This window comes from Arcicella sp. (assembly GCF_964672035.1).
On record NZ_CBABQS010000016.1, the window covers coordinates 1 to 22970 of the forward strand.

The window sequence follows — 22970 nt, forward strand, 5'->3', positions numbered from 1 at the left end:
TAGAGCAACTGACTTGTAATCAGTAGGTCATTGGTTCGATCCCGATAGAAGGCTCTAAAATTGAAAAAACCCTTCATACATGGCGTATGAAGGGTTTTTCGTTTTTAAACTTAGGGTACAAAAATTTGCGTACCTCATAATAAAAGTCCTTCAAATTGATTTGAAGGACCTTTATTATTCAATCATCTAAAGATTGATAAATTATTTGTCTAAATAAATTATTCAAATTATCTCCCTTCGTTTGTTGGGTTTGCTTCATGATTACACCAATGATTTTTTCTTTGGGATCGGCAAAATAATTGGTGTTAAAATATCCTCCCCACGTAAACGTTCCTTCGCTACCAATTCCACCTTTGTCTTCTCCGTTTGCCCGTAAAACACTGTACGCTAATCCAAAGAAACTGTCGCCTTTTTCTCCCCCAAAAAGAGTTTCCGTTTGGTTTGAAAGAATGGCATCAATCGTAGTACGACTCAAAAATCTTTTACCGCCTAATTCTCCTTGGTTCAAATACATTTGCAAGAAAGTTGCGTAATCTTTTGCCGTACTCGAAAGTCCTGCCCCGCCCGAAAAGAAAGTTTTTGCGCCTTTAATGGGGTATTCTGGGTCGTAAAAAGTGGTTGGAAATTTCTCCCATTGTCCATCTTTATTAGGACGTTGAATTGAAACCAAACGAGCGGCTTTATTTTCAGGTAAATAAAAAAAGGTATCTGCCATATTCAAAGGTTCGAATATTCTTTTGCGCAAAAATTCATCGAAAGGCATACCCGAAACTACTTCAATAAAATAGCCCAAAACGTCTAATCCTTCTGAATACGTATATTTCTCACCAGGATTATGATGAAGCGGAAGTTTTGCCAATTTTCTAACACTTTCACCAATTTTTATGGATTCGGTGGTAAATAAATCGGTAATACCCGCTTTTTTATACATGGCTTTAAAACGCTCGTCGCCGTCAATTTCCCCATATCCTAAGCCCGAAGTATGGCTGAGCAGATGGCGAATGGTGATTTCTCTATTGGCGGGTTCGGTGGTATAACTACTATCTCTGAAAGTAAAAGATTTCACCAAAGTCGGGTTCTTAAATTCAGGAATATATTTTGAAATTGGGTCATCTAATTGAAACTTTCCTTCTTCCCAAAGCATCATTACCGCTGTGGAAGTAATGGCTTTACTCATGGACGCAATTCTAAAAATATCGTCTTTCTTTAACGCTTTATTGCTTTGATTATCAGCCATTCCGAACGATTTATAGTAAATAATTTTACCGTTACGAATTACGATAGCCGCCACGCCTGGTACTTCTTTATTATTGACCGAATTTTGGAAAATATTGTCCATTCGGGCAATTCGTTCACTCGACATCCCCACACTTTCTGGTGAGCCTTCTACCAATTGAGGAGAATTTTTAAGGGATTTTGTTTGTGAAAATCCCGCAAAACAACAGCAGAGAAATAATAATATAAGTTTGTTTTTCATGTTTACGGTTTTAATTTTTGTATTTCTGATAACTAAAGCCAATCATTTGTATTAAAATACTTATTTTTTCTTCAGAAACTTGTCAAAAAATTCAGCAGAGGCTTTATAAGCACTTAACCAATTTTTATGCAATAGAAAACTATGCACTTCATCAGGGAAAATTAATTGCTCGAAATAGACATTGTTTTTTCGTAAAGCCTCTGCCATCACAACCGTTTGGTTGAAAGGAACATTGCGGTCATCGTCGCCATGAATTAATAAAACGGGTGATTTCCAAGTATTTACGAAAAACATCGGAGAAGATTCATAGGCAGTTTTTGCCCATTCACTTCGTTTGTTAGCATCGTAGGAAGGAATGAAATTTTTGGTGGTTGTATTCCAGTCATGTACGCCGTGGATATCAATGCCCGCCGCAAATAAATCTGAGTTTTGCGCTAATCCCAAAGCCGTTAAATATCCACCGTAAGAACCTCCCCAGAGTCCAATTTTTGAACCATCAACTTCTGGACTATTTTTGAGAAATAGCCCCGCTCCTACTACATCGTTATACTCACTGGCTCCCGTTGCACCATAATTTAAAGCTTCTCTAAATTCCATACCGTAGCCAATCCCCGAACGATAATTTACCGCCAAAACCACGTAGCCTTGACTCGCTAAATATTGATTCATGGCGTAGGCTTTGTGGTAATAATCGCTGTAATTAAAGCCCAATAACATTTGTCTTCGAGAACCTCCGTGAAAGAAAATTGCCGCAGGATGTTTGTCGCCAGCCTTATGATTTTTAGGTAAAAATAATTGAGCAGAAATTTTCATTCCATCTTTCGCTGTAATCATAACCGCCTGTGGTTGAACCAATTGTGTGGAAGGAAAATCAGGATAAATCATTTCCGAAGTAAAATCCTTCATCTTTCCATCGGCTTGTATAAGGCAAGGGCGAGCGGGCGTACGCACATCCGAATGTAAGCAAAGTACTTGTTCATTAGGCAGTTGCACAGGCGACCATTCAATTCCCGCACCAGATGTAATTTGTTTTGGACTTGTGCCAGTCGGCGAAACTTGCCAAAGATGTCGGCGGTCTATATCACCAATATTTGCGTTATAAATAATAGATTTCTTATCGGCAGAAAGGGTAGCACATTCCACTTCTCCATCGTTGGGAGTCAATAATTTTGGTTCACCACCATCCGCAGAAATACTATAAAGATGATGCCATCCATCGCCTTCGTAGCCAAAAATCAAGTAGTTTTCAGCCGTCCAAAATAAGCGATTTTCGGATACTAATCCATTTTCAAAAAATGCACTTCCACGACCAATTTTTGCTTTCCAGACTTCACGACTTTTGCCCGTTTGAATATCTACAATTCGGATTGACCACGGATTACTTTCACGTTCTGGTCCAAATATTAACGCATCTTTGGCGAATGGTTTTCGGATAAAAGCTAACGATTTTCCATCGGGCGACCAAACGGGGTCTATATCGCCATCAACGCTCATATCCAAAAACTTAATTGTTTTGGAAGCGACTTCACAAACTCCCACAAAACTATGGTCGCCCCGACTACTGATGAAAGCGATTTGCAAACCATCGGGCGACCAACGGATTGAATTTTGGCTTCCACGAGATTGAAACAATTTCCTTCCCGTTGCTTTTGCACTATCCAATCTTACCGTAAAAATCTGACCACCAGACAAATACGCCAAAGTTTCGCCTTGGGGAGAGATTTTTGGATACGTTCCATTGACTATCTTTCTAAGATTTTTACCATCCGTTCCGACGATAAAAATAGCCCTTTCTACCCCTTCTTGCAGTTGAATGGGATTGGGGATTTCACCCGCCGCATTATTGGCTCCTCCTCGGATAAAAACGATAGAATTACCATCGGGCGCAAAGGTCAAACTATTGATTTCTTGTCCATTATCGCCTTCATAATTAGTGATTTTAAGAGGTTTAAAATCAGGCGATTCTGCCACAAAAATATTGCGAGAACCTTGCTGATTGAACACCCAAGCCACTTTATTACCAGTTGGCGATGCTTTAAGTTCAGTGGGAAATGGGGCGGATAAAACTTGGTCTATGGTAAATTGAGCGAAAGATTTTACGGAAATGAGAAGGAAAATGAGGAAGAAGTATTGTTTTTTCATGATTAGTTTGGGTTGATGTTTGTTTAAAGTTATGTAGAAAATTGAAAAAAGAATTAGTTTTGATAAATTATTGTAATTTGACTGAATCTTGATTAAAATACAGCAACAATTTAATCCATAATCATCCGAAAAATATTGCCCAATTCTATGAGCCTATCAACTGAAACTGATCTTTGGAGTGCCTTTAAAGCTGATGATGAACAGGCTTTTGAGGAAATTTATCGGCTTTTTTACAATTCTCTCTTTCGTTATGGACGTTCCATAATTCATAAGGAAGATTTGGTAGAAGATGCCATTCAGGAAATGTTTTTGAATCTGCACCGCTACCGAAAAACCCTCAAACCTGTCGATGCTATTCTTCCGTATTTGATGGTAAGTCTCAAAAATACAATGTTCAAAGAGTTGAAATTTATTACTCGTTTTGATACACTCACCCCAAAAATAGATATTGAAACTAACGTTGAAATATCTATTGAAGAAGTCCTAATTCTTCGGGAATTGTCTGAAAATCAGATATACATAATCAATCAGGCTCTGGCGGGTTTGCCTCCTCGTCAGCGTGAAGCTGTTAATCTCAAATTTTACCAAGAACTTAGCAATCAACAGATAGCAGAGGTGATGGGTGTAAACTATCAGTCGGTAATTAATTTTCTCCAAAAGGCTCTTAAAAATCTCGAAAAATCCCTCAATATCAGCCCATTATCCCAAAAAATATACTCACTTATTTTTCCAATACAAATTATTTTTAAAAATTTTTCAAAAGGAAAGGGTTTAAAATAAAGGTTACTGACTGTATTCCATGAACGCTCATTTTGACAAGCATCATGGAACAGAAAAATCTTGAATATTGGCTCTCGAACGAACAATTCAAACGTTGGGTTCTGAATCCTACAACAGAGGACGAAACTTTCTTCACTCGCTACATGGACAACTATCCAAGCGAGAAAAATACCTTAGCCAAAGCCCGCTTGGTATTGCTTCATACGCAAGTAAATCACGATACGATTTCCGAAGAAGAAATCTCTAAACGCTGGACTCGCCTCCAAAACGAACGAATTATTTCGCTTAAAAAACCTTGGTATTCTACGTGGCTACGGGTAGCAGTGGCGGCTGCGGTTGTTTTGGTGAGTGGATTGGCTTTTTATTTCTGGAAAAATACGCTGCAAACGCCTATCACTTACGCTACTAATTTCAGTGAAACTAAGACCATTTTTTTACCCGATAGCTCTGAGGTTGTACTTAACTCAAATAGCCAATTGACGATAAATTTCGCTTGGGAGGAGGGTTCACCGAGAGAAGTTTGGTTGAAAGGCGAGGGGTATTTTAAAGTAAAAAAGAAGGTTCAGAAAAATAGTTTTGAGGTTCATACCAACAAGCTAAATATCAAAGTTTTAGGAACGACTTTTAATGTCATCGCCCGAGCTTCTACCAATAATGTGATGTTGGAAGAAGGGAAAGTACAGGTAAAAACCAACGGATTTTCTGATGAAATCATGAAGCCCAACGACCTCATCACGTGGTCAGATAAGGGATTAAAAAAATCAGTTGTTACGGCCCAAGATTATAACGCTTGGATTCGTAATCAATTGGTTTTCAAGGCTATATTACTGAAAGATGTAGTTGAACGTTTGGAAGATTTATACGGATTGGATATTGAATTGAGTCCAAAATTAGCCCAAAAACAATGCACTGCCGTCCTTCCTTCTCAAGATATTAATGTGGTGCTTGATGCTTTGGTAACGACTTTTGGATTGAAAAAAAAGGTCGAAAATGGGAGGGTAATTTTGGAGTAAAATGTAGAGAAGTGTGGTGTCAGATTCTCAAATCTGACACCACGGAGAAAGATTATTTTGTAGTAATAAAATCTAAACAATTAAAAGTATGCACACTTTTCCAAATCATAAAACGATTCGCAGATGGACGAATCTCTTACATATTATATTTTTTACTTGTTTGATTTTCAATGGATTTGCTCAAAATAGCAAACAAAATTTGAGCGAAGCCTTACAGATTTTGAACCAAAAAAGAGGCATTTCTTTTGCGATTGACCAACAAAAATTGGGTAATAAACAAGTCAATAAAATCACAGATTTTTCTGGAAATATTGAGCAAATTCTCGCAAAAATTCTTAAAAATACGGGGCTAACTTTTAAGAAAATTTCAGAGAATACTTACACCGTTATTCCCGAAGAAAACGCTCGTAAAAACATTCAAATCAAAGAAGAATCAAATCTTTCAACTCAAAAATTTACCCTAAGTGGTTATGTCCGTGAACAAGGGAGTGACGAATTATTGACAGGAGTTACGGTCTATTTCCCCGAACTAAAAACGGGTACTTCTACGAATAATTATGGCTTTTATTCCATCACGCTTCCTTCTTCTGAAAAGTTAAAGTGTTTATACTCTTTTATTGGCTATCAAATTGATAATCAAGAGTTTGATTTTTCAAAAAATATACAAAAAGATATTTATTTACAAAATCAAAGTACGGTTTTAAATGAAATTGTTGTAAAAAGTGAGGATCAAAAATTGATTTCAGAAAACCTGCAAATGAGCGTTTTGAACACGCCAATTACGCAAATGCAAGACGTGCCAGCCCTCTTGGGAGAAAAGGATATGCTCAAAGTTTTGCAACTCATGCCAGGAGTACATAAAGGTTCGGAGGGAAGTTCGGGCTTATATGTACGTGGGGGCGGACCCGACCAAAACTTGATTATTTTGGACGATGCCCCGGTTTATAATGCCTTTCATTTATTCGGATTTTTCTCTTTGTTTAATGGCGATGCTCTCAAAAATGTAGAACTCACTAAAGGCGGATTTCCTGCCCGTTTTGGTGGGCGTCTATCATCAGTGATTGAGATGCAAATGAAGGAAGGAAATAAGGAAGCCTTGCACGGAGATGCTTCCTTGGGTTTGGTATCTGCAAAAGCAACTTTGGAAGGCCCTATTCAGAAAGGCAAATCATCATTTTTGGTATCGGGAAGGCGTACTTATTTTGATTTATTTTATAAGCCCAATGCGCTTGGAGGGCTTGCGACCTTTTATTTCTATGACTTCAACGCCAAGGCAAATTTTGATTTAGGACGAACCAATAAATTGTACATCAGTGGGTATTTTGGAAAAGATGATGGATCTTTAGATGAAAGTGCCAAGTCTGACAAGAGGGGTTTAAATTGGCGAAATGCCACGGCTACGTTTCGTTGGAATCACTTATTTTCTGAGAAAATCTTTTTGAATACTTCCCTAATTTTTAGTGATTATCAATACAAAGTTTATGATACTCAAACAGGTACTAACAACCAAATCTACGATTTGAGTTATGGGTCTGCTATTGATGATTTGGGGGTAAAAATGGATATAGATTGGCTACCAAATCCACAGCATACATTCAAATTTGGCATATTAACAACGGCACATCGTTTCAGACCAAGTTCTTTGGTTGAAATAAATAGTATTAAAAATATCAATAACAATCAAACCCAAGAAATCCTTACGACTGAGGCTGGAATTTATGCCGAAGACCAGATGAAAATTACTGAAAACCTGCGTATGAATCTTGGATTTAGAGGAACATTTTTCAAAGTTAGCGATAAAACTTATCTCAATCCAGAACCCAGAATTTCGATAGCTTATACTTTACCAAAGCATTGGGCTATCAAAATTTCTTATGCTTTGATGAATCAATATATTCACCTGCTGAGTAGTTCTGGGGCAGGGCTACCTACTGATTTATGGGTGCCAGCTACGGCAAAATTACCCCCGCAACGCTCTGAACAAGTGGCTTTGGGTTTAGCAAAAGACATTCCAGAATCAAATATAAGTATCTCATTAGAAGGATATTACAAAAAAATGGACAACATTATCGCCTATAAATCTTCTACGAATACAATTTGGATTGATGGTCCGATGGGTTTGATTGAAGAAAATCAAAAGAATCCAAACTGGGACGATAAGGACATCTCTGGACAAGGCTGGGCGTATGGAGCAGAGCTATTTTTTCAGAAAAAGGTGGGCAGACTCACCGGTTGGATTGGCTATACGCTTTCTTGGACACAACACCAATTTGATGAACTCAATTTTGGAGAAAAATTTTATGCCAAATACGACCGCCGACATGATGCCTCCGTAGTCGGAATCTATGAATTAACGCCAAAAATCAGGCTTTCGGGTACATGGGTTTATGCCTCTGGCAATCTTTTTACCTTGCCCGTTTCTGTATTTCAAGCCAATTTGCCTACGATTTTACTTTCCGACCGTAAGAACTCTTATAACGTTGTAGGCTTGGGCAATCAGAACAATTTTAGATCCGAAGCCTATCATCGTCTGGATGTAAATGTGCAGTTTCATAAAAAAACTAAAAGGCGGGAGCGTTTCGTGGACATCGGAATTTATAACGTCTATAATCACTACAATCCCTTTTATTATGAAACAAAAACCACCACAGACATTCAAGGAACAACGACAAATTCTTTACAAAAAGTGGCTTTATTTCCCTTTATTCCATCAATTAGTTATCGAGTAAAATTTTAAAATTATGCAAAAATTACCTGTATTATTAGCCTTCATATTTAGCATAAGTGCCTGTCAATCAGAACTTACGCAAGTTGATATTCCAAATGAAAACAAGTTGGTGGTAGAATCCTATATTTCACCACAAGATACCGTTTTATCAGTACGTGTCAGTAATTCCAGTGCCATTTATGGGCAAGTTACCAAAGGAGTTAGTTATGTTTCAAATGCTGTTGTCTCGATGAGTGATGGCACAAAAACAATTTCCTTGTCTTACGATAAAGACGGCTATTATCGGATTTCTGCTAATCAATTATTGGTAAAAACTGGTAAAAGCTACTTTTTGAAAATCAGCACACCAGATAGAAGATTGGTTTCGGGTGAATGTACAATCCCAAATACAGTAGATAATAGAAAGCTTTCGGTGGATGTTCAAAAAAACAATACTGATACAAAAGAAATATCCATAAAATGGACTGACTTTGCTAATGAGCAAAATTATTATGCGATTACTGGTACGTTTGAGACCGTGCAGAAAGGATGTAATTCTTCCGCACCATTTTATTTTCGTGATAAAAATAGAGATGGCGAACAATTTAGTTTTACATTTAATACCAATGTTTTTTGTGGAAACGGCAATCCTAATTACCTAATCATTCTTGCTAATTATGATTTGAATGGCTATCAATATTTTTCTTCTGTGATTGAGCAAAATAGTGTCAATGGTGTTCCTTTCACAGAACCCGTCCAGATTTTCACGAATATCAAAGGCGGTTATGGTGTATTTTCTGGGTATAATCAGTTGAGGACGGTGGTAAAGGTATTTTGAGTATATTGAAGGAATCTTACCCGTATTTGTTCATTTCGTAATAATGTTGTAATTTAAGAAATCACTTATCAACTTTCTGTAATTAAACAAATTACCATGAAAAAAATATTTCAACTATTTTTGCCATTTTTGTTCATTTCTTCTGTGAGTTTCGCTCAGAAACTGAGTCCCATTGAACAAAAAATTATTGCGCAAATCAATGCGCAAATGCCGCAAACCGAGGCACTTTTGAAAAAAGTGGTTAATATCAACAGTGGTACGCTCAACAAAGAAGGCGTTCGGGAAGTTGGCGCTATTTTTAGCAAAGAATTTGAGGATTTAGGCTTCAAAACTGAATGGATTTCTTTGCCTGATTCACTCAATCGGGCGGGACATTTGGTGGCTGAACGCAAAGGTACCAAAGGCAAAAAACTGTTTTTGATTGGTCATTTGGACACCGTTTTTGAAAAAGCTATGTCTTTTACCCCTTATACATATCTAAACGATTCCACCGTTACGGGACAAGGCGTAAATGACATGAAAGGAGGAGACATGGTGCTGCTCGCTGCCCTTAAATCTCTGAAAGACAACGAATTACTGGATAATACAAATCTAACAATCTATTTTACGGGTGACGAAGAAAGTTCTGGAAAACCCACCAGTGTTAGCCGAAAAGACTTCATTGAACGAGCCCAAAAAACTGAAATTGCTTTGGCCTTTGAAACCGCCATTGGCCTAAATACAGTCGCTACGGCAAGACGGGGTTCGAGTGGTTGGAAGTTGAACGTAAAGGGCGTTATGGGCCATTCATCCACCATTTTTAGTCAGCAAGCAGGGTTCGGAGCAATCTACGAAGCGGCCAGAATTTTGAATGATTTTAGGGAAAAGCTAAGTCAAGAAAAATACCTAACTTTTAACCCAGGATTGATTGTGGGAGGTTCTGAAATTAACGATAATAAAGAAGCTATCGGAAAAGACAATATCATTTCGCCCAGAGTAACCGTTACGGGCGATTTAAGATTTTTAACTGAAATTCAGAAGGAAAATGCCCGCATAAAAATGAAAGAAATCGTTGCTCAAAATTTAAACAAAACGAAAGCAGAAATCATTTTTCAAGATGGAATTCCTGCTATGGAACCTACCCCTGAAAACGAAAAAATATTGGCTACACTCAATCAAGTGAGTTTAGATTTAGGTTTTGGCGAAGTAAAAGCTGGTGACCCGGGTTCAAGAGGAGCGGGAGATATTTCTTACATCGCTAAATATGTTGCTTGTTTAGACGGTTTGGGTGCTTCTGGCAGAGGCGCTCATGCACCTGGCGAAACCATGAATATCAAAGAATTTCCGAAATTAATTCAACGAACAGCACTTTTGATTTATCGTTTAACGAGATAAAATACAAAACGGTAATTTCGCAGTTTTAAATTTAAGGTAAATTCAACGTATATTTTTACAGTTTTGATTTTGAAATTCTAAATTAGTCTATATTTGAGTGACAATCAAAAACAAATAAAGCCCATGAAACAAGAAATAATAAATCTGTACGACGAATACACGCACAAGCCACTTTCGAGGGGTGAGTTTCTGAAAAGATTAAGCCTACTCACGGGTGGAATGACAGCTGCTTTAACGATTTTACCCTCGCTCGAAAGCAATTACGCCATCGCACAAGTTTCTGATAATGAATTATTTACAGAATATGTGACTTACAAAGGTATTAATGGAGATATGAAAGCGTACGTTGCTCGCCCCAAAGAAATGAAGGCATATCCTACGGTTATTGTTATTCACGAAAACCGAGGATTAACTCCCCACATTGAAGACGTGGCTCGCCGTGCGGCTCAGGCTGGTTTTTTGGCAATTGTCCCAAATGCCTTGTCGGTTGTGAGTCCCGTTCCCGCCAATGAAGATGAAGCGAGAACGGCTTTTGCCAAACTAAAAGCGGAAGATAATTTAGCGAATTTCATTAAAGTTTTTGATTATTTACCCACCCGAAAAGACTCAAACGGAAAAATCGGTTGCGTTGGTTTTTGTTGGGGTGGCGGAATGGCCAATAGTTTGGCCGTTGAAGTTCCAAACCTCAAAGCAGCCGTTGCTTTTTATGGTCGCCAACCTGCTGTTGCTGATGTTCCAAAAATAAAATCTGCCGTACAATTGCATTACGCAAGTCTTGACGAAAGGGTAAATGCAGGCGCTAAAGATTACGAAGAAGCCTTGAAAACAAATGGAAAACCATACGAATTGTATATGTATGAAGGCGTAAATCATGCTTTTCATAATGATACTTCGGCGGCACGTTACAATGAAGCTGCCGCAAAATTAGCGTGGCAAAGAACGATTGATTTCTTTAAAAAATATTTAGTATAATTTTCTCCATAATTTACAACCCAATGATTATCAAAACATTAACCATAACAATCCTTTCATTTTCTATTTTATTCAATACTTTTTCCCAAAAACAAAAAGTATGGCTTGATACGGATATGGGTAATGAAATGGATGATATTTTTGCTCTAACTCGCCTATTGGTTGAGGCTGATAAGTACGACATTGTGGGTGTGAGTTCTGCACATTTCAACAATGCCGATTTAGTGGTTTTTGATCATTGGAATCAGTATCCAACGAAGGGAATTAATACCGTAAAAATCAGTCAAGAAGAGAATGAAAAATTATTAGGTGCTTTCAAAATGATGAATATTCCTCATCCGATGGGAGCCGACCGACAAATGGGGCGCTCTTGGGGAGAATATACGCCCAGACCTTCGGATATGACCAAAAAATTGATTGAAGTGGTACAATCTCTTCCAGATGGTGAACGCTTGGACGTAATATTTATTGGCGCTGCCACAAACATTGCCTCTGCGATAGCCATTGAACCAAGTATTGCCAAGAAAATGCGACTATTTTGTATGGGTGGAAAATACGATGCGAAGGGAAAAATATGGAATAAAGATGAATTTAATGTTCGGGGAGATTTGAATGCGGTCAATTATTTGTTCAATAATCAGGATATTGAATGGTATATTATGCCCGTTGAAACTTGCAAAGTTTTGACCTTCGACCGAGAAGATACTTACGCCAAATTAGACTCTAAATATCCCATCGAAAAACTAATAAAACAACGATGGATAGAATCAAATCCCGACGATAAAACTCGAATCATTTGGGATTTAGCGGCCGTTGAAGCCTATTTATCACCCGATATGGCAAAAGTCAAATCAGTAAAAACGCCTCCCGAAAATCATCAACATAAAGTGAATGTGTACACTAAAATTGATAAAGAAGCGATGTTTAATCGCTTTTGGGGAACGTTTCGGGCGTATCGAGATAAGAGATAAGATAACGAAAAAGGCTCAAAACTGCTTTAGTTTTGAGCCTTTTTTATGACAACTTATTTTCTATTTCTTTCCCCCAAAAAATATCGTTACATATCCAGAAGTAAACAGATTTCTATTTTCGGATAAAGCCATGATGTTTACTTTCTTGGTGTAAGCCTCCGCTAAAAATCCAATTTCTAAACTAATATTTGATTGTCGAAAAGCATCTAATTCAAAATTTAAGGCTGCTTTTAAATTTATGCCAGGTACAACCGTTGATTCCCCTAAACCTTCAAAAAAACCACCACTTCCCGCAATATTGGTGGGTGTATGCTTTTTGGGGTCGAAAATTTCGTCCCGTATTGCCCCTCTTCCATAATATACTTGCACATAATAAGGTTTTAGTAAACCAATGGTCGGTCCCCCCGCTATAATTCCATTTACATTCACGCCACCTTCTGATGATTTACGGAATAAATTAAATTCACGACCATATTGTGGGCGGATGGCAAATAAGTAGTTTTGTTTACCATACACGTATCCACTTCCGTTTCCACCTACGGTTGAAGTAGATTCACGGTAGTGGTTTACGGTTACAATTTCAAAATTTATATAATGGAATTGTTTGTGAAAGGCCTTGTTATTGATAAGAATTTCTTTACGTGCTACTATGCCTCCCAATAGCCCTGAATTCGTATTTGTAGTAAGTCCAAAAGAAAGAATCGACCTAAAATTTTCTTCATCTACGCTCTCTTTAAGGGTATTTTGATTAGTGATATTTCTACGTTGAGCAACCACAGCATTGCTTATTAAGAATGAAAAAAAGGCAATAATTGATAAATTTAGTAGCTTTTTCACGATGTATTTGACTCCGATTTGGAGATTAAATGTTTATAAAAGACAATTTTCAAAACGTTTCCCCTAAATTTAAGTAAAATTTAGAATCAAAAATCAATAAACAATATAAAATTAAACCCATGCCAACCGTAAAAACCACATATTTGGGCGATCTCCGCACTGATTCAATCCATTTGCAATCTGGAAACAAATTAATTACAGATGCGCCAACCGATAATATGGGCAAGGGTGAAGCCTTTTCTCCAACCGATTTACTCGCCACCGCAACGGGTACTTGTATGCTAACAACGATGGCAATTGTGGCGCAACGAGATGAAATTGATTTAACGGGTTCGGAAGTAGAAGTGACCAAAATTATGACTCAAACTCCTCCACGCCGTGTGGCACGTTTAGAAATAAACTTGAAAATGAAGTCGAATATTGTATTATCACCCGAGCAAATAATAAAATTGCAAAACACCGCTCATAAATGCCCAGTTTCGTTGAGTTTACACCCCGATGTTGAACAAATTTTGATGTTTGAATGGATGTGAAGGAGAAACGGAACGATGAAGACAGGAGAAAAGGAGTAGTTTAAAATTCTCTATTTCTCCCGTCTCCGTTTCTCTTATGTTCCTTTCTCCTAAATAGCGGTTTCCAATTCCGCAAAGGAAATATCGAAATGTGACGCATCATACACACATTCGCCATTTTGAATAATCACTACTTGTGGTGATTGATGTTCGACCTTAAAAAGCGAAGCAATTTCTGCCGAAATGGGTCTGTATCGCAATAAATCCAAATAATAGGGCTTTAATTCCCCTACTTTTTCTTGCTTCCAATTTCTTTCTAAACGATTTAAGGCAGTTCCTGAAATGGAACAAGTGGTACTATGTTTCAAAATCATTACAGGGTGATTAAATGATTCTTCCTTGATAGTTTGTAGCTGATTTGATTCTGTTAATGCAATCCAATTCATGATATTTTTTTATATTTAGTTCTGCAATAAAGACAATTTTTATGGGCAAATAGTTTCTAAAGTTCAGCTAACTAACGAACATCTATCATCGAAAACCGAACCGAGCAACGGTCGCATCGAATTTTCACTTTTTCAAAACAAACTGCGTAGGTTGTTGTTTGGCGAGCATCAACAAAATGCCTCCATAGGTCAAGCCTTGCAGTAATTTATTAGCTCGATAATCAGAAATATTAACCAATTTTGCGTATTCTTTGGAAGTGATTTTATTATTTTTTCGGAGATATTTTACCAAGAATTTAACATTTGGTTGAGCCAATAATTCCTCATCTACTTTTGTATCATCTTTATCCAAAATCTTGGTCATTTCTTTGGTTACGGGCGTAGTTTCATCATTAGCACGAACGTACATAATGTGGTTTCCTTGCTCGTCAATGGCTTCGTGCGGCTTCTCTTTGCTTTCTAAAACACTAATAATCAATACTTTGCGTTTCCCTTCGTGATTATAGGAACTATATTTAATTTCGATGGGCGGGACGACTAACTCGGTGGCGGCATAAACTATTTTAGTCATTTCTTCAATTTCGGAACAGCCTTTGATAGATTTATCATCCCCAATGCCGACCAATAATGTTCCTCCCGAAGTATTGGAAAAAGCGGCCAAAATTCTGGCGGCTTTATGAGGATTTTCAAACCTACTTTTAAATTCTAAATGGGTAGATTCTTTTTGCTTTAATAATTTGAATAATTCGTTTTCTGACATTCGAGACGGGTATTTTTTATTGGTTATTAGTAATTAACGTCATTTCCAGTATTATGGTTGTGAATTCTAATCAATTGAGTAAATTTACGAAAGAAAGGTAGAAATAATTTTCTTCATCATAAAACAAACCACTCCTTGAAATCTGAAACTAATCCTGTTCCATTAAAAGCCTATTTGTTTTTACTGTTAGGTGTTTTTTGCATTGCTTGGTCGGCAATATTTGTAAAAGTTGCTCATGCACCTGCCCTTACTTCGGGGTTCTATCGTTACTTTTTTTGCTTCTTAGGCTTGTTGCCCATTTGGATTTATAAAAAGATAAAAATACCGACTCAAAAAACACTTTTATGGATAATATTGGGAGGCTTTTTCTTTGCTTGCGACATGGCTTTGTGGAATCTTTCAATCTTGAAAACCTCCGCCTCTGTTTCTACTTTATTAGCCAATAATGCTTCCATTTTTGTGGGTTTAGGCTCTTTAATTATCTTCAAACAATATCTTCCTCCTATTTATTGGCTTGGACTTTTTGTGGCAACTATTGGCGTTTTTACCGTAACAGGTCGTGATTTTTTAGAGAATCCAAACTTAGGAACGGGACATTTAATGGCCATTGGAGCGGCAGTCTTTTATGCGGGCTATTTACTTATCACTCAGCAAGTTAGAGAAAGTATTGATGTGGTTAATTTCATGGGTTGGTCTTTGATTACTTGCCTTTTTTTCTCCTATTTACTTTGTTGGCAACAGGATTCACCCATGCTTAATTTTGACAATCAAACATGGCTTTCTTTCGTGGCGGCCGGATTAATTTGCCATTTAGTGGGTTGGCTTTCAATTAATTACGCTTTGGGATTTCTACCCGCTGCCATTGTCTCGCCAACGCTATTAATCCAGCCCGTTTTGACTTCCATAATTTCCTTTTTCTTATTAAATGAAATCTTGAGAAAAGAGCAAATTTTGGGTGGATTTATTGTGATTTTTGGGGTATATTTAGTGAATAAAAAGCGGTAATTATTTCCTATCCGAATGCCCCAAACTACGCTCTGGACAAATAATATCTCTTACAATCTGTTTTAATTCTTTGGCTTCGGGAAAATGCCCTTCACGCTTGCGATCAAAGATAAGTTGGTCGTCTAAAATTACTTGAAAACGCCCCGCCACTTCACTCGGACGAAGACCTACTTCCAACAAATCATCCTCGAAGGTGGTTAATAATTCTTGAGCCAACCATGCCGAACGCATCAACCAATGGCATTTTGGGCAGTATTCAATCGTTATTTTTGATTTCATTTTGAAGAGAGATGAAAGGGTTTTATATTACACTCCATTGACAAAATTAAAAAAATAATACCATGACCATAGAATTAAGAAGTGATACTTTCACAAAACCTTCTCCAGCGATGTTGGAAGCAATGTTTTCGGCAGAAGTGGGCGATGATGTCTTTGAGGAAGATTTTACCGTAAAAGCATTAGAAGAAAAAACCGCTAAAATATTTGGCTACGAAGCAGGGCTTTTTTGTACGTCTGGAACAATGACCAATCAAATTGCGATAAATGTTCACGTAAATCAGGGCGATGAAGTCATTTGTGATGCCCTCTCGCACGTGTATTTGTATGAAGGCGGGGGCATTGCGGCAAATTCATCGGCATCGGTTAATTTATTGCAAGGCAACCGTGGACGTTTATCGGCTGAACAAATTTCAGAAGCAGTGCAAGCGGATAACGTACATTATCCCGTTTCGAGATTAGTTTCTTTGGAAAACACCGTCAATAAGGGCGGAGGATGCTATTATCAATTAGCAGAAATTGAGAAGATTAAACGTGTTTGTCAGGCCAACAATATGGCTTTACACTTAGACGGTGCAAGGATTTTTAATGCCTTAGTCGAAACCCAAGAAAGTCCTTTGGCATTTGGCCAAGAATTTGATTCCATCTCGGTATGTCTATCAAAAGGCTTAGGAATTCCCGTAGGTTCGGTACTTTTAGGAACAACGGAATTCATCAAGAAAGCCCGAAAAGTTCGCAAACGTTGGGGCGGAGGTTGGCGACAAGCGGGATATTTAGCCGCCGCAGGAATTTATGCCTTGGACAATAACATCGAAAGGTTGAAAGAAGACCACAGACGTGCCAGAGAAATTGGCAAGATTATGGAAGGAATTTCTGAAGTTGAAGAAATTTATCCAGTGGATACGAACATTGTGATTTGCAGGGTAAATGACAAAATTTTATCTTCCGAATACGTACAAAAATTGAATGAGAAAGGCATAAAATCTTCCACATTTGGCAAACATTTAGTAAGATTTGTTACCCATTTAGATTTTACCGATGCACATTTGGAAGAATTTCGCAAGAAGATTTTAAATTAATTATATCTGTACTTTTAACTACTATTTATGGAATCGCCACAAAATCTACTGGATGAAAATGAAATCTATCGTTCAGCACTTGTTCCCACTTCAAAAGGCAAACGCTTTGCCAATTATCTGATTGACCTAATTGGTTTTTACGTATTTGTTTTCGCAGGAGCCATTTTTATTGGGGCTATTTTGAGTTTATTTAATGCGCAAGCAGCGATGTCATTTTTTCGGGGATTAGAAAACACGCCCAATATTTTAGATAAAATTATTACAATGTTGCTTTATGGGCTATATATGAGCTTGGTTGAAATACTATTTGCAGGAAAAAGTTTTGGGAAATTTATCACTAAAACCCGAGCAGTTTCTTGGGATGGCTCAAAACCTACCGTTAATCAATTGGTAACTCGTGGATTTTCTCGAACAGTTCCTTTTGATGGACTTAGTTTTTTAGGCGAGACTTCAATTGGCTGGCACGACAAATGGTCGGATACGATGGTGGTGGATGATTCAGCCTTACCATCAGGGAAATTCTTATCGCACTCTAAATAACAAAAACGCCTCAAAATATCAATTTTGAGGCGTTTTTGTTAAAATCAATTTTATAATTTTTTTGGCTCATTCAATTCAATTACGTAGCCATCTGGGTCGGTAACATAAATTTGATACGCTCCATCAAAACGTTTTTGACGATGATACGGGATGTTCTTTCCCTTCAAAAAAGCCTCAATTTCATCGGCAGAATTTGTGGGAATTGATAACGAAAAATGAGCGCCATTTTTATCATTATTCGCCACTGGATTTTCTCTTCCTAATAATAAATGTAATTCCTGCCCTGGTGCAACTCTAAACCATCTGCGTATTGCCAACATATTATCAGGCACATCCAAAGGGGATAATCCAATGATATCACGATAGAAAACCACGCTGGTTTTTAGGTCTTTTACGGCTAAACCTACATGGTTATACGACAGAATGTTAATACCTTTTGTGGTTTTAACTTCTTGGCTTAAACCTTCGAAAGACAATACGATAAGCGTAAAAGATAAGATTGTTTTTGAATATTTTTTCATGATTTTAGTTTATGGTTCAACTTCCCGAAAGTTTAAAACTTTCGGGAAGTTCCTCCAAGTCAAATATAATGCGTTATTCCTCAGAATTTATGTATTTATTTTATATTTCAATAAATACATAACTGCCTACTTTCTACTGCCTAATAAAATTACCTGTGTCTTCACAGAAACTCCAATTACTTCTTACCAACTTTTTTAGCTTGCTCCACAGAAATAATTTTCAAGTATTGCTCAACATCCAATTTCTTATTGGCCAGAATCTTTTTATCCTTGTCTAAGAAAAGCAAATTTGGGTAAACTGTCGTGTTAAAATTATTCGCAAAATCGGTCATTTTATAAGAATCATAGACATTTATAAAAGGTTTAGTCTTGAATTCTCTCACAAAATTGAGCCACTTTTTCTTATCTCTTGTCCCACAAGCCAGGTAAATTTTCACGCCTTTTGCTGATAATTTTGGGTATTCATCCAACAGTTTTTTGGTCGTTTCTTGACAATGATGGCATTCGGGGTCATAAATCATCACGAGGGTATAATTGGCCTTCACGCCATACAAAGGTGTATAAACGTCCAAAGTATCGGTCATATCCATGTTCAAAATTTTGTTACCAATCATCACAGGTTTCATTTTCATGACATATTCTTTATTGCGACGAATCGAAGACGTATCCCAACCCGATTCAGGGTCTTTGATGATGTATTTTTCGGCTACGTGAATATAAATGCCTTCACGGCCCATAATTTCGGGAGCAATAAATTTTTGAGCAAATTTACCCACAACATATTTGCGCAAATCAGATTTTCGAGGCGTTTTTTCTATAATGGCATCGGCAATTTGTATAATCGTATCAGGCTCAAAAAAACTGATATTTTTTAGATACGCATCCATTTTTTTACCCACAAAAGGCGTGCGCAACATCCGCTCGTCCGACAGATTTATATTATCCCAATAGTGCTTAAAATAGTAATTTGATTGATTGATGGTATCTTGCAAAGTGGCTTTTTGCGGCAACGGTGGCACCTCAATATCTACCCCCGCTTGAAGAATATTTCCCGTAAAAGTTCCCGCATGATTTTTTACATAATCCTTCTGAAATTGCTCTAAATCACTGTAAATCAAGCGTTTTTGTGCATCGTTTGCTCCTCTCAATTTTTGAGCTTTTGCATTTGCTTGACTGATAAAATCTTGAAATAATTTCGCTTCAACCGAACCCGTAATTTTCAAATTATTGGCATAATCAGCGGTATCCGTTTCCATCGAAAAATTTTGGTCATCGATAATTACATCAAAAATTCTACTTCTTCCCATAGCCACCACATAAAATCCAGCGGGTAATTTCTTTTTTCCTTCAAAAACGGCAAGTCCAACAGTATTCACTTTGGCGGTGTCCTGAGAAAGAAAAGTATCTTCGTAATGATGCACCAAATAAAGCGTAGAATCTCGCAATCCTTTGATTTTTAGCTCAATACGATGTTGGGAGAAAGCATTTTGGGAAATAAAAAATAAGAAAATTAGGGCGATAATATTTTTCATTGGTAAAATTCTGTTGTTCGAGTTTGGTTCTATAATCAAACGAATTTAAGCAGAAAATAGTCGAAAAATGAATGCTTTATTAGGTTTAACATTCATTAACAAAAACCGTTTACTCAATATCTTACTAATTCCTTGATAATGAATAGGAGTTTATCCAAATTGAACGGTTAAATTTAATTTCACATAAACCCACAACAATCATGGAAACCAATACCCTTCTACTCGAAGCTGAGTTAGAACCAATTTTTACCAAACAATTACCCGCTTTTCCCGAAAATATCAAAGATTTATTCGTTAAAATTGCCCCATTCTTAGCCATTATTGGCGTTGTTTTTGGTATTTTAGGCGTTGGAATAACGGCTGTTTTATCTCCTTTTGCTTGGTTTACAGGTAGTATTGTGTACGGACTTGGGATGGTTTTTTTATTGGTAATGGTGGTATTAGAAGGCTTGGCAATTCCAGGTTTATTTAATCAAAAAAAGGACGGTTGGAAGTATATGTATTATGCTCAGTTTGTGAGTGTTATCTATAATCTTTGCATGGGACATTGGCTCAGCGGATTGATAGGAGCATTTATTGGATTTTGGATTTTGTTTCAGATTAAAGAAAAATACAGTTGATAGGAGAAAGGGTTTAAGGAGAAATGGAAAAAGGGAAGAAAGGAGGAATGATAAAAAACTGCCTCCATTTCTCCCTTTTTACATTCCTCCTACTTAACAAAAGCTGCTTTTTTAGCAGGAAAATACGAAGCAATCATCGTAATAATTATTACAACCAATGCCGTAAAAAAGAAATCTGAGAATTCCATTTTTACAGGATAAGCATCAATCAAAGCACCCACAATTCCCATTGAAATTAGTCCGTAAGTTTGTTGCAGAACACACAAGCCGTATCCCAACACCAGTCCCACAATAGCGCCCGAAAATGCCACAATGGCTCCTTCCGATAGAAAAATGCGTTGAATCATTCCAGTATTTGCCCCAATAGCGTAAAGCGTTTTTACATCCTCTTTTTTCTCAATCGCCAACATGGAAAGTGAAAAGAAAATATTGAAACTGGCAATGCCAATGATAAAAGTGAGCGTAAGAAAAACGAATAGTTTCTCAATTTTGATGGCTCGTAAAAGACTGGCGTGTTGTTCATCCTGATTTTGAACATTGAAAGTATTCCCAAGTGTTTCCTTTAGCGCTTGCTGAACAGTATTAATTTCCTCACTATCAGCCACTTGCACTTCCAGAGAGGTTCGTTCATTGTTATATTCAAACAGATTTTGAGCGAAAGTCAAAGGTGCAAAAATGTAATTATCGTCGTATTGTTGCTCAATGGCAAAAACTCCCGAAGGAATCAAACTCATTTTATTAAAAGCATCCGAAGACGTAAAATCAATCGTTTTTGATTTAGTATTTCTTGGAAACCAAATTTCTAAAGGCGTAAAAAAAGCATCTACATCAATTCCCAAGGTAATCGCTACGCCCGAACCCACAATTGCCTGACTAATTCCGTTTTCTTTGAGCGACAATTTGCCATCAATGAGTGCTTTTTTCAAACGTTCTTGTTTTAGGAAATTATCATCTACGCCTTTCAAATTCACGACCATTTGCGCATCCCGATAGCGCACTAAAACGTTCTCTTCAATCACTTGATTGATGTTTTTTACGCCTTCAATTTTACTTAATTTTTGCAAAAGTGCGGGTGGACAATCGAAGTTTTTTCCTTTGAGTGGACTAATTTTCAAATCAGCATCAAAACTTTTGTAAAGGCTTCGCTGAAAATCCTCCAAGCCATTAAAAACCGACAAAACCACCACCAAAGCCATCGTTCCCACACCCACACCCAACATCGAGATGATGGAAATGAGTGAGATGAATGATGTTTTCTTACGGGCGAAGAAATATCTTTTGGCTATGTAAAATGGGAAATTCATGGATTATATTAAAAAATAAATAATATTTTAAGACAAAATTTTCATTGTAACTATTGGAAAGTCAGATAATTATCACTTTCTTAGTGCATTAATAGCTATTACCTTAAACACTATGAAAATTGTCGCTATCCATAACACATTATGGACTCACTACAAAGGTGATATATATTCCCGTATTTACAAACGCTCGCAACAAGAAAACGTGTATGATTTCTGTGTGATTCACTTGGCAACCACTGAAAATGGACGAAGTGTCTTAGGAAGTGCTGATTTAAACGAGCATCAATATCCTTATGAAGTTTTGTTTGATACAGAATTAGACCATATTCTAACCCGCCACAAAATTATTTCCTTGCTCAAAAGGGTTGCTTTTCATAACCCAAAATTAATCTATTTAAATGGCTATTATGATGCTTCGTATTGGGCAGTTATTGTTTATGCAAAACTCAAAAACATCAAAATAATTATTGATAGTGAATCAACAGAGTCCAGTCGAGAGCGTTTTTGGTGGAAAGAAATGTTAAAAAAAATAGTCATTCCACGAATGGATGGATATTTATGTTTGGGAACAAAAGCAACAGAATATATTATCAAATTAGGGGTAAAAAAAGAGAAAATATTAAGCTCAAGAAATATCGGTATTGCCAATGATAAAGTATCTACACTTTATCAAGATGGCCTTTCTGAAAGAGATTCTGTAAAAAAATATTATAATTTGCCCCGGTTTAATTTTATTTATGCAGGCAGATTTTCTCCTATAAAAAACCTTTCGATACTTGTGGAAGCTTTTGCTGAGGTTACAAAAAAATACGACAATTGGGGTTTAATTCTTAGTGGTGATGGTGCTGAAAAAGAGAACCTAAAATCGTTAGTTTCTTCAAATAATATTGAAAGAATATTTTTTCTACCTTCCTGCGAATGGCACGAAGTCCCCGCTCGATATGCGCTGGCGGATGTAGCAATTCTACCAAGTCTATTCGAACCTTTTGGTTTTTTAGTGAATGAAGCTTTAGTTTATGGTATGCCAATTATCGTGTCAAATCGTTGTGGAAGTGCCTTTGATTTAATTCAAGAAGGAGAGAATGGCTATACTTTCAATCCAACAAAAAAAGCTGAATTAGTTGAAAAAATGTGCTTGATGATGAATAATACTTTGGCACATAAAACAATGGGTAATAAAGGAAAATTATTAGTTGCTCCGTTTCATCCTGATTTAATTTGTGATGATATTATGAAGGCTTTTGATACCATATTAAACCCATAA

At 37.0% G+C, this 22970-nt stretch carries 22 protein-coding genes; 13 read left to right on the forward strand and 9 right to left on the reverse strand.

Annotation, left to right across the window (positions count from 1 at the left end):
• Positions 1–178: 178 nt before the first annotated feature.
• Entirely contained in the window at positions 179–1477 is a 1299-nt protein-coding gene (locus AC1W31_RS06525) for a serine hydrolase domain-containing protein (protein ID WP_481733609.1), read from the reverse strand.
• A gap of 60 nt (positions 1478–1537) precedes the next feature.
• Positions 1538–3619 (reverse strand): S9 family peptidase, encoded by a 2082-nt coding sequence (locus AC1W31_RS06530; RefSeq protein WP_481733610.1) that lies wholly within the window; start codon positions 3617–3619, stop codon positions 1538–1540.
• A gap of 147 nt (positions 3620–3766) precedes the next feature.
• Here AC1W31_RS06530 and AC1W31_RS06535 point away from each other — a divergent pair, with 147 nt between their 5' ends.
• From AC1W31_RS06535 to AC1W31_RS06565, 7 genes are all read left to right on the forward strand, one after another.
• Positions 3767–4399 (forward strand): RNA polymerase sigma factor, encoded by a 633-nt coding sequence (locus tag AC1W31_RS06535; protein ID WP_481733611.1) that lies wholly within the window; start codon positions 3767–3769, stop codon positions 4397–4399.
• A gap of 44 nt (positions 4400–4443) precedes the next feature.
• On the forward strand, positions 4444–5412 hold the full coding sequence (locus AC1W31_RS06540; protein ID WP_481733612.1) for a FecR family protein: 969 nt from the start codon (positions 4444–4446) through the stop codon (positions 5410–5412).
• An 88-nt stretch (positions 5413–5500) separates the two neighbouring features.
• On the forward strand, positions 5501–8149 hold the full coding sequence (locus AC1W31_RS06545) for a TonB-dependent receptor domain-containing protein (RefSeq protein WP_481733613.1): 2649 nt from the start codon (positions 5501–5503) through the stop codon (positions 8147–8149).
• Positions 8150–8153: 4 nt separating this feature from the next.
• A complete protein-coding gene (locus AC1W31_RS06550) occupies positions 8154–8957 on the forward strand; it encodes a DUF4249 domain-containing protein (RefSeq protein WP_481733614.1) in 804 nt (267 codons plus the stop codon).
• Positions 8958–9053: 96 nt separating this feature from the next.
• Positions 9054–10331: a M20/M25/M40 family metallo-hydrolase gene (locus AC1W31_RS06555; RefSeq protein WP_481733615.1), complete on the forward strand. Its 1278-nt coding sequence runs from the start codon at positions 9054–9056 to the stop codon at positions 10329–10331.
• Between the two features lie 123 nt (positions 10332–10454).
• On the forward strand, positions 10455–11303 hold the full coding sequence (locus AC1W31_RS06560; RefSeq protein ID WP_481733616.1) for a dienelactone hydrolase family protein: 849 nt from the start codon (positions 10455–10457) through the stop codon (positions 11301–11303).
• 23 nt (positions 11304–11326) lie between these two features.
• The gene (locus AC1W31_RS06565; RefSeq protein WP_481733617.1) at positions 11327–12274 is read left to right on the forward strand and encodes a nucleoside hydrolase; all 948 of its coding nucleotides are present in this window, start codon (positions 11327–11329) and stop codon (positions 12272–12274) included.
• Between the two features lie 60 nt (positions 12275–12334).
• Here the strand turns inward: AC1W31_RS06565 and AC1W31_RS06570 are convergent, their stop codons facing one another.
• The gene (locus tag AC1W31_RS06570; RefSeq protein ID WP_481733618.1) at positions 12335–13111 is read right to left on the reverse strand and encodes a hypothetical protein; all 777 of its coding nucleotides are present in this window, start codon (positions 13109–13111) and stop codon (positions 12335–12337) included.
• A gap of 119 nt (positions 13112–13230) precedes the next feature.
• Between AC1W31_RS06570 and AC1W31_RS06575 the strand changes: the two genes are divergently transcribed.
• A complete protein-coding gene (locus tag AC1W31_RS06575; protein WP_481733619.1) occupies positions 13231–13644 on the forward strand; it encodes an OsmC family protein in 414 nt (137 codons plus the stop codon).
• A gap of 89 nt (positions 13645–13733) precedes the next feature.
• Here the strand turns inward: AC1W31_RS06575 and ytxJ are convergent, their stop codons facing one another.
• Both ytxJ and AC1W31_RS06585 read right to left on the reverse strand, forming a co-directional pair.
• On the reverse strand, positions 13734–14069 hold the full coding sequence (ytxJ, locus tag AC1W31_RS06580; protein ID WP_481733620.1) for a bacillithiol system redox-active protein YtxJ: 336 nt from the start codon (positions 14067–14069) through the stop codon (positions 13734–13736).
• A gap of 124 nt (positions 14070–14193) precedes the next feature.
• On the reverse strand, positions 14194–14829 hold the full coding sequence (locus tag AC1W31_RS06585; protein WP_481733622.1) for an AlbA family DNA-binding domain-containing protein: 636 nt from the start codon (positions 14827–14829) through the stop codon (positions 14194–14196).
• A gap of 135 nt (positions 14830–14964) precedes the next feature.
• On the opposite strand from AC1W31_RS06585, the gene AC1W31_RS06590 reads away from it, so the two are divergent.
• Positions 14965–15834, forward strand: coding sequence for a DMT family transporter (locus AC1W31_RS06590; protein WP_481733623.1), 870 nt, complete (start codon positions 14965–14967; stop codon positions 15832–15834).
• Here AC1W31_RS06590 and AC1W31_RS06595 read toward each other — a convergent pair whose 3' ends face one another.
• Entirely contained in the window at positions 15835–16113 is a 279-nt protein-coding gene (locus AC1W31_RS06595) for an Rdx family protein (protein WP_481733624.1), read from the reverse strand.
• A gap of 62 nt (positions 16114–16175) precedes the next feature.
• On the opposite strand from AC1W31_RS06595, the gene AC1W31_RS06600 reads away from it, so the two are divergent.
• Together AC1W31_RS06600 and AC1W31_RS06605 are read left to right on the forward strand one after the other, a co-directional pair.
• Complete coding sequence (locus tag AC1W31_RS06600; RefSeq protein ID WP_481733625.1) at positions 16176–17189, forward strand: threonine aldolase family protein; 1014 nt, start codon at positions 16176–16178, stop codon at positions 17187–17189.
• Positions 17190–17216: 27 nt separating this feature from the next.
• On the forward strand, positions 17217–17729 hold the full coding sequence (locus AC1W31_RS06605; protein ID WP_481733626.1) for an RDD family protein: 513 nt from the start codon (positions 17217–17219) through the stop codon (positions 17727–17729).
• Between the two features lie 50 nt (positions 17730–17779).
• On the opposite strand, the gene AC1W31_RS06610 is transcribed toward AC1W31_RS06605, so the two are convergent.
• Together AC1W31_RS06610 and AC1W31_RS06615 are read right to left on the reverse strand one after the other, a co-directional pair.
• Positions 17780–18250: a VOC family protein gene (locus AC1W31_RS06610; RefSeq protein WP_481733627.1), complete on the reverse strand. Its 471-nt coding sequence runs from the start codon at positions 18248–18250 to the stop codon at positions 17780–17782.
• Between the two features lie 176 nt (positions 18251–18426).
• Entirely contained in the window at positions 18427–19782 is a 1356-nt protein-coding gene (locus tag AC1W31_RS06615) for a DUF5106 domain-containing protein (RefSeq protein WP_481733628.1), read from the reverse strand.
• 200 nt (positions 19783–19982) lie between these two features.
• Between AC1W31_RS06615 and AC1W31_RS06620 the strand changes: the two genes are divergently transcribed.
• Positions 19983–20402 carry a hypothetical protein gene (locus AC1W31_RS06620; RefSeq protein ID WP_481733629.1) on the forward strand — a complete coding sequence of 140 codons (420 nt, stop codon included), beginning with the start codon at positions 19983–19985 and terminating at the stop codon, positions 20400–20402.
• 89 nt (positions 20403–20491) lie between these two features.
• Here the strand turns inward: AC1W31_RS06620 and AC1W31_RS06625 are convergent, their stop codons facing one another.
• Positions 20492–21706, reverse strand: coding sequence for an FtsX-like permease family protein (locus AC1W31_RS06625; RefSeq protein WP_481733630.1), 1215 nt, complete (start codon positions 21704–21706; stop codon positions 20492–20494).
• Positions 21707–21818: 112 nt separating this feature from the next.
• Here AC1W31_RS06625 and AC1W31_RS06630 point away from each other — a divergent pair, with 112 nt between their 5' ends.
• Positions 21819–22970 carry a glycosyltransferase family 4 protein gene (locus AC1W31_RS06630; RefSeq protein ID WP_481733631.1) on the forward strand — a complete coding sequence of 384 codons (1152 nt, stop codon included), beginning with the start codon at positions 21819–21821 and terminating at the stop codon, positions 22968–22970.

Excerpts from the sequence above, each read along its gene's own strand:
- AC1W31_RS06525 (WP_481733609.1), bottom strand. The coding sequence starts at position 1,477 with ATGAAAAACAAACTTATATTATTATTTCTCTGCTGTTGTTTTGCGGGA.
- AC1W31_RS06530 (WP_481733610.1), bottom strand. The coding sequence starts at position 3,619 with ATGAAAAAACAATACTTCTTCCTCATTTTCCTTCTCATTTCCGTAAAA.
- AC1W31_RS06535 (WP_481733611.1), top strand. The coding sequence starts at position 3,767 with ATGAGCCTATCAACTGAAACTGATCTTTGGAGTGCCTTTAAAGCTGAT.
- AC1W31_RS06540 (WP_481733612.1), top strand. The coding sequence starts at position 4,444 with ATGGAACAGAAAAATCTTGAATATTGGCTCTCGAACGAACAATTCAAA.
- AC1W31_RS06545 (WP_481733613.1), top strand. The coding sequence starts at position 5,501 with ATGCACACTTTTCCAAATCATAAAACGATTCGCAGATGGACGAATCTC.
- AC1W31_RS06550 (WP_481733614.1), top strand. The coding sequence starts at position 8,154 with ATGCAAAAATTACCTGTATTATTAGCCTTCATATTTAGCATAAGTGCC.
- AC1W31_RS06555 (WP_481733615.1), top strand. The coding sequence starts at position 9,054 with ATGAAAAAAATATTTCAACTATTTTTGCCATTTTTGTTCATTTCTTCT.
- AC1W31_RS06560 (WP_481733616.1), top strand. The coding sequence starts at position 10,455 with ATGAAACAAGAAATAATAAATCTGTACGACGAATACACGCACAAGCCA.
- AC1W31_RS06565 (WP_481733617.1), top strand. The coding sequence starts at position 11,327 with ATGATTATCAAAACATTAACCATAACAATCCTTTCATTTTCTATTTTA.
- AC1W31_RS06575 (WP_481733619.1), top strand. The coding sequence starts at position 13,231 with ATGCCAACCGTAAAAACCACATATTTGGGCGATCTCCGCACTGATTCA.
- ytxJ (WP_481733620.1), bottom strand. The coding sequence starts at position 14,069 with ATGAATTGGATTGCATTAACAGAATCAAATCAGCTACAAACTATCAAG.
- AC1W31_RS06585 (WP_481733622.1), bottom strand. The coding sequence starts at position 14,829 with ATGTCAGAAAACGAATTATTCAAATTATTAAAGCAAAAAGAATCTACC.
- AC1W31_RS06595 (WP_481733624.1), bottom strand. The coding sequence starts at position 16,113 with ATGAAATCAAAAATAACGATTGAATACTGCCCAAAATGCCATTGGTTG.
- AC1W31_RS06600 (WP_481733625.1), top strand. The coding sequence starts at position 16,176 with ATGACCATAGAATTAAGAAGTGATACTTTCACAAAACCTTCTCCAGCG.
- AC1W31_RS06605 (WP_481733626.1), top strand. The coding sequence starts at position 17,217 with ATGGAATCGCCACAAAATCTACTGGATGAAAATGAAATCTATCGTTCA.
- AC1W31_RS06610 (WP_481733627.1), bottom strand. The coding sequence starts at position 18,250 with ATGAAAAAATATTCAAAAACAATCTTATCTTTTACGCTTATCGTATTG.
- AC1W31_RS06615 (WP_481733628.1), bottom strand. The coding sequence starts at position 19,782 with ATGAAAAATATTATCGCCCTAATTTTCTTATTTTTTATTTCCCAAAAT.
- AC1W31_RS06620 (WP_481733629.1), top strand. The coding sequence starts at position 19,983 with ATGGAAACCAATACCCTTCTACTCGAAGCTGAGTTAGAACCAATTTTT.
- AC1W31_RS06625 (WP_481733630.1), bottom strand. The coding sequence starts at position 21,706 with ATGAATTTCCCATTTTACATAGCCAAAAGATATTTCTTCGCCCGTAAG.
- AC1W31_RS06630 (WP_481733631.1), top strand. The coding sequence starts at position 21,819 with ATGAAAATTGTCGCTATCCATAACACATTATGGACTCACTACAAAGGT.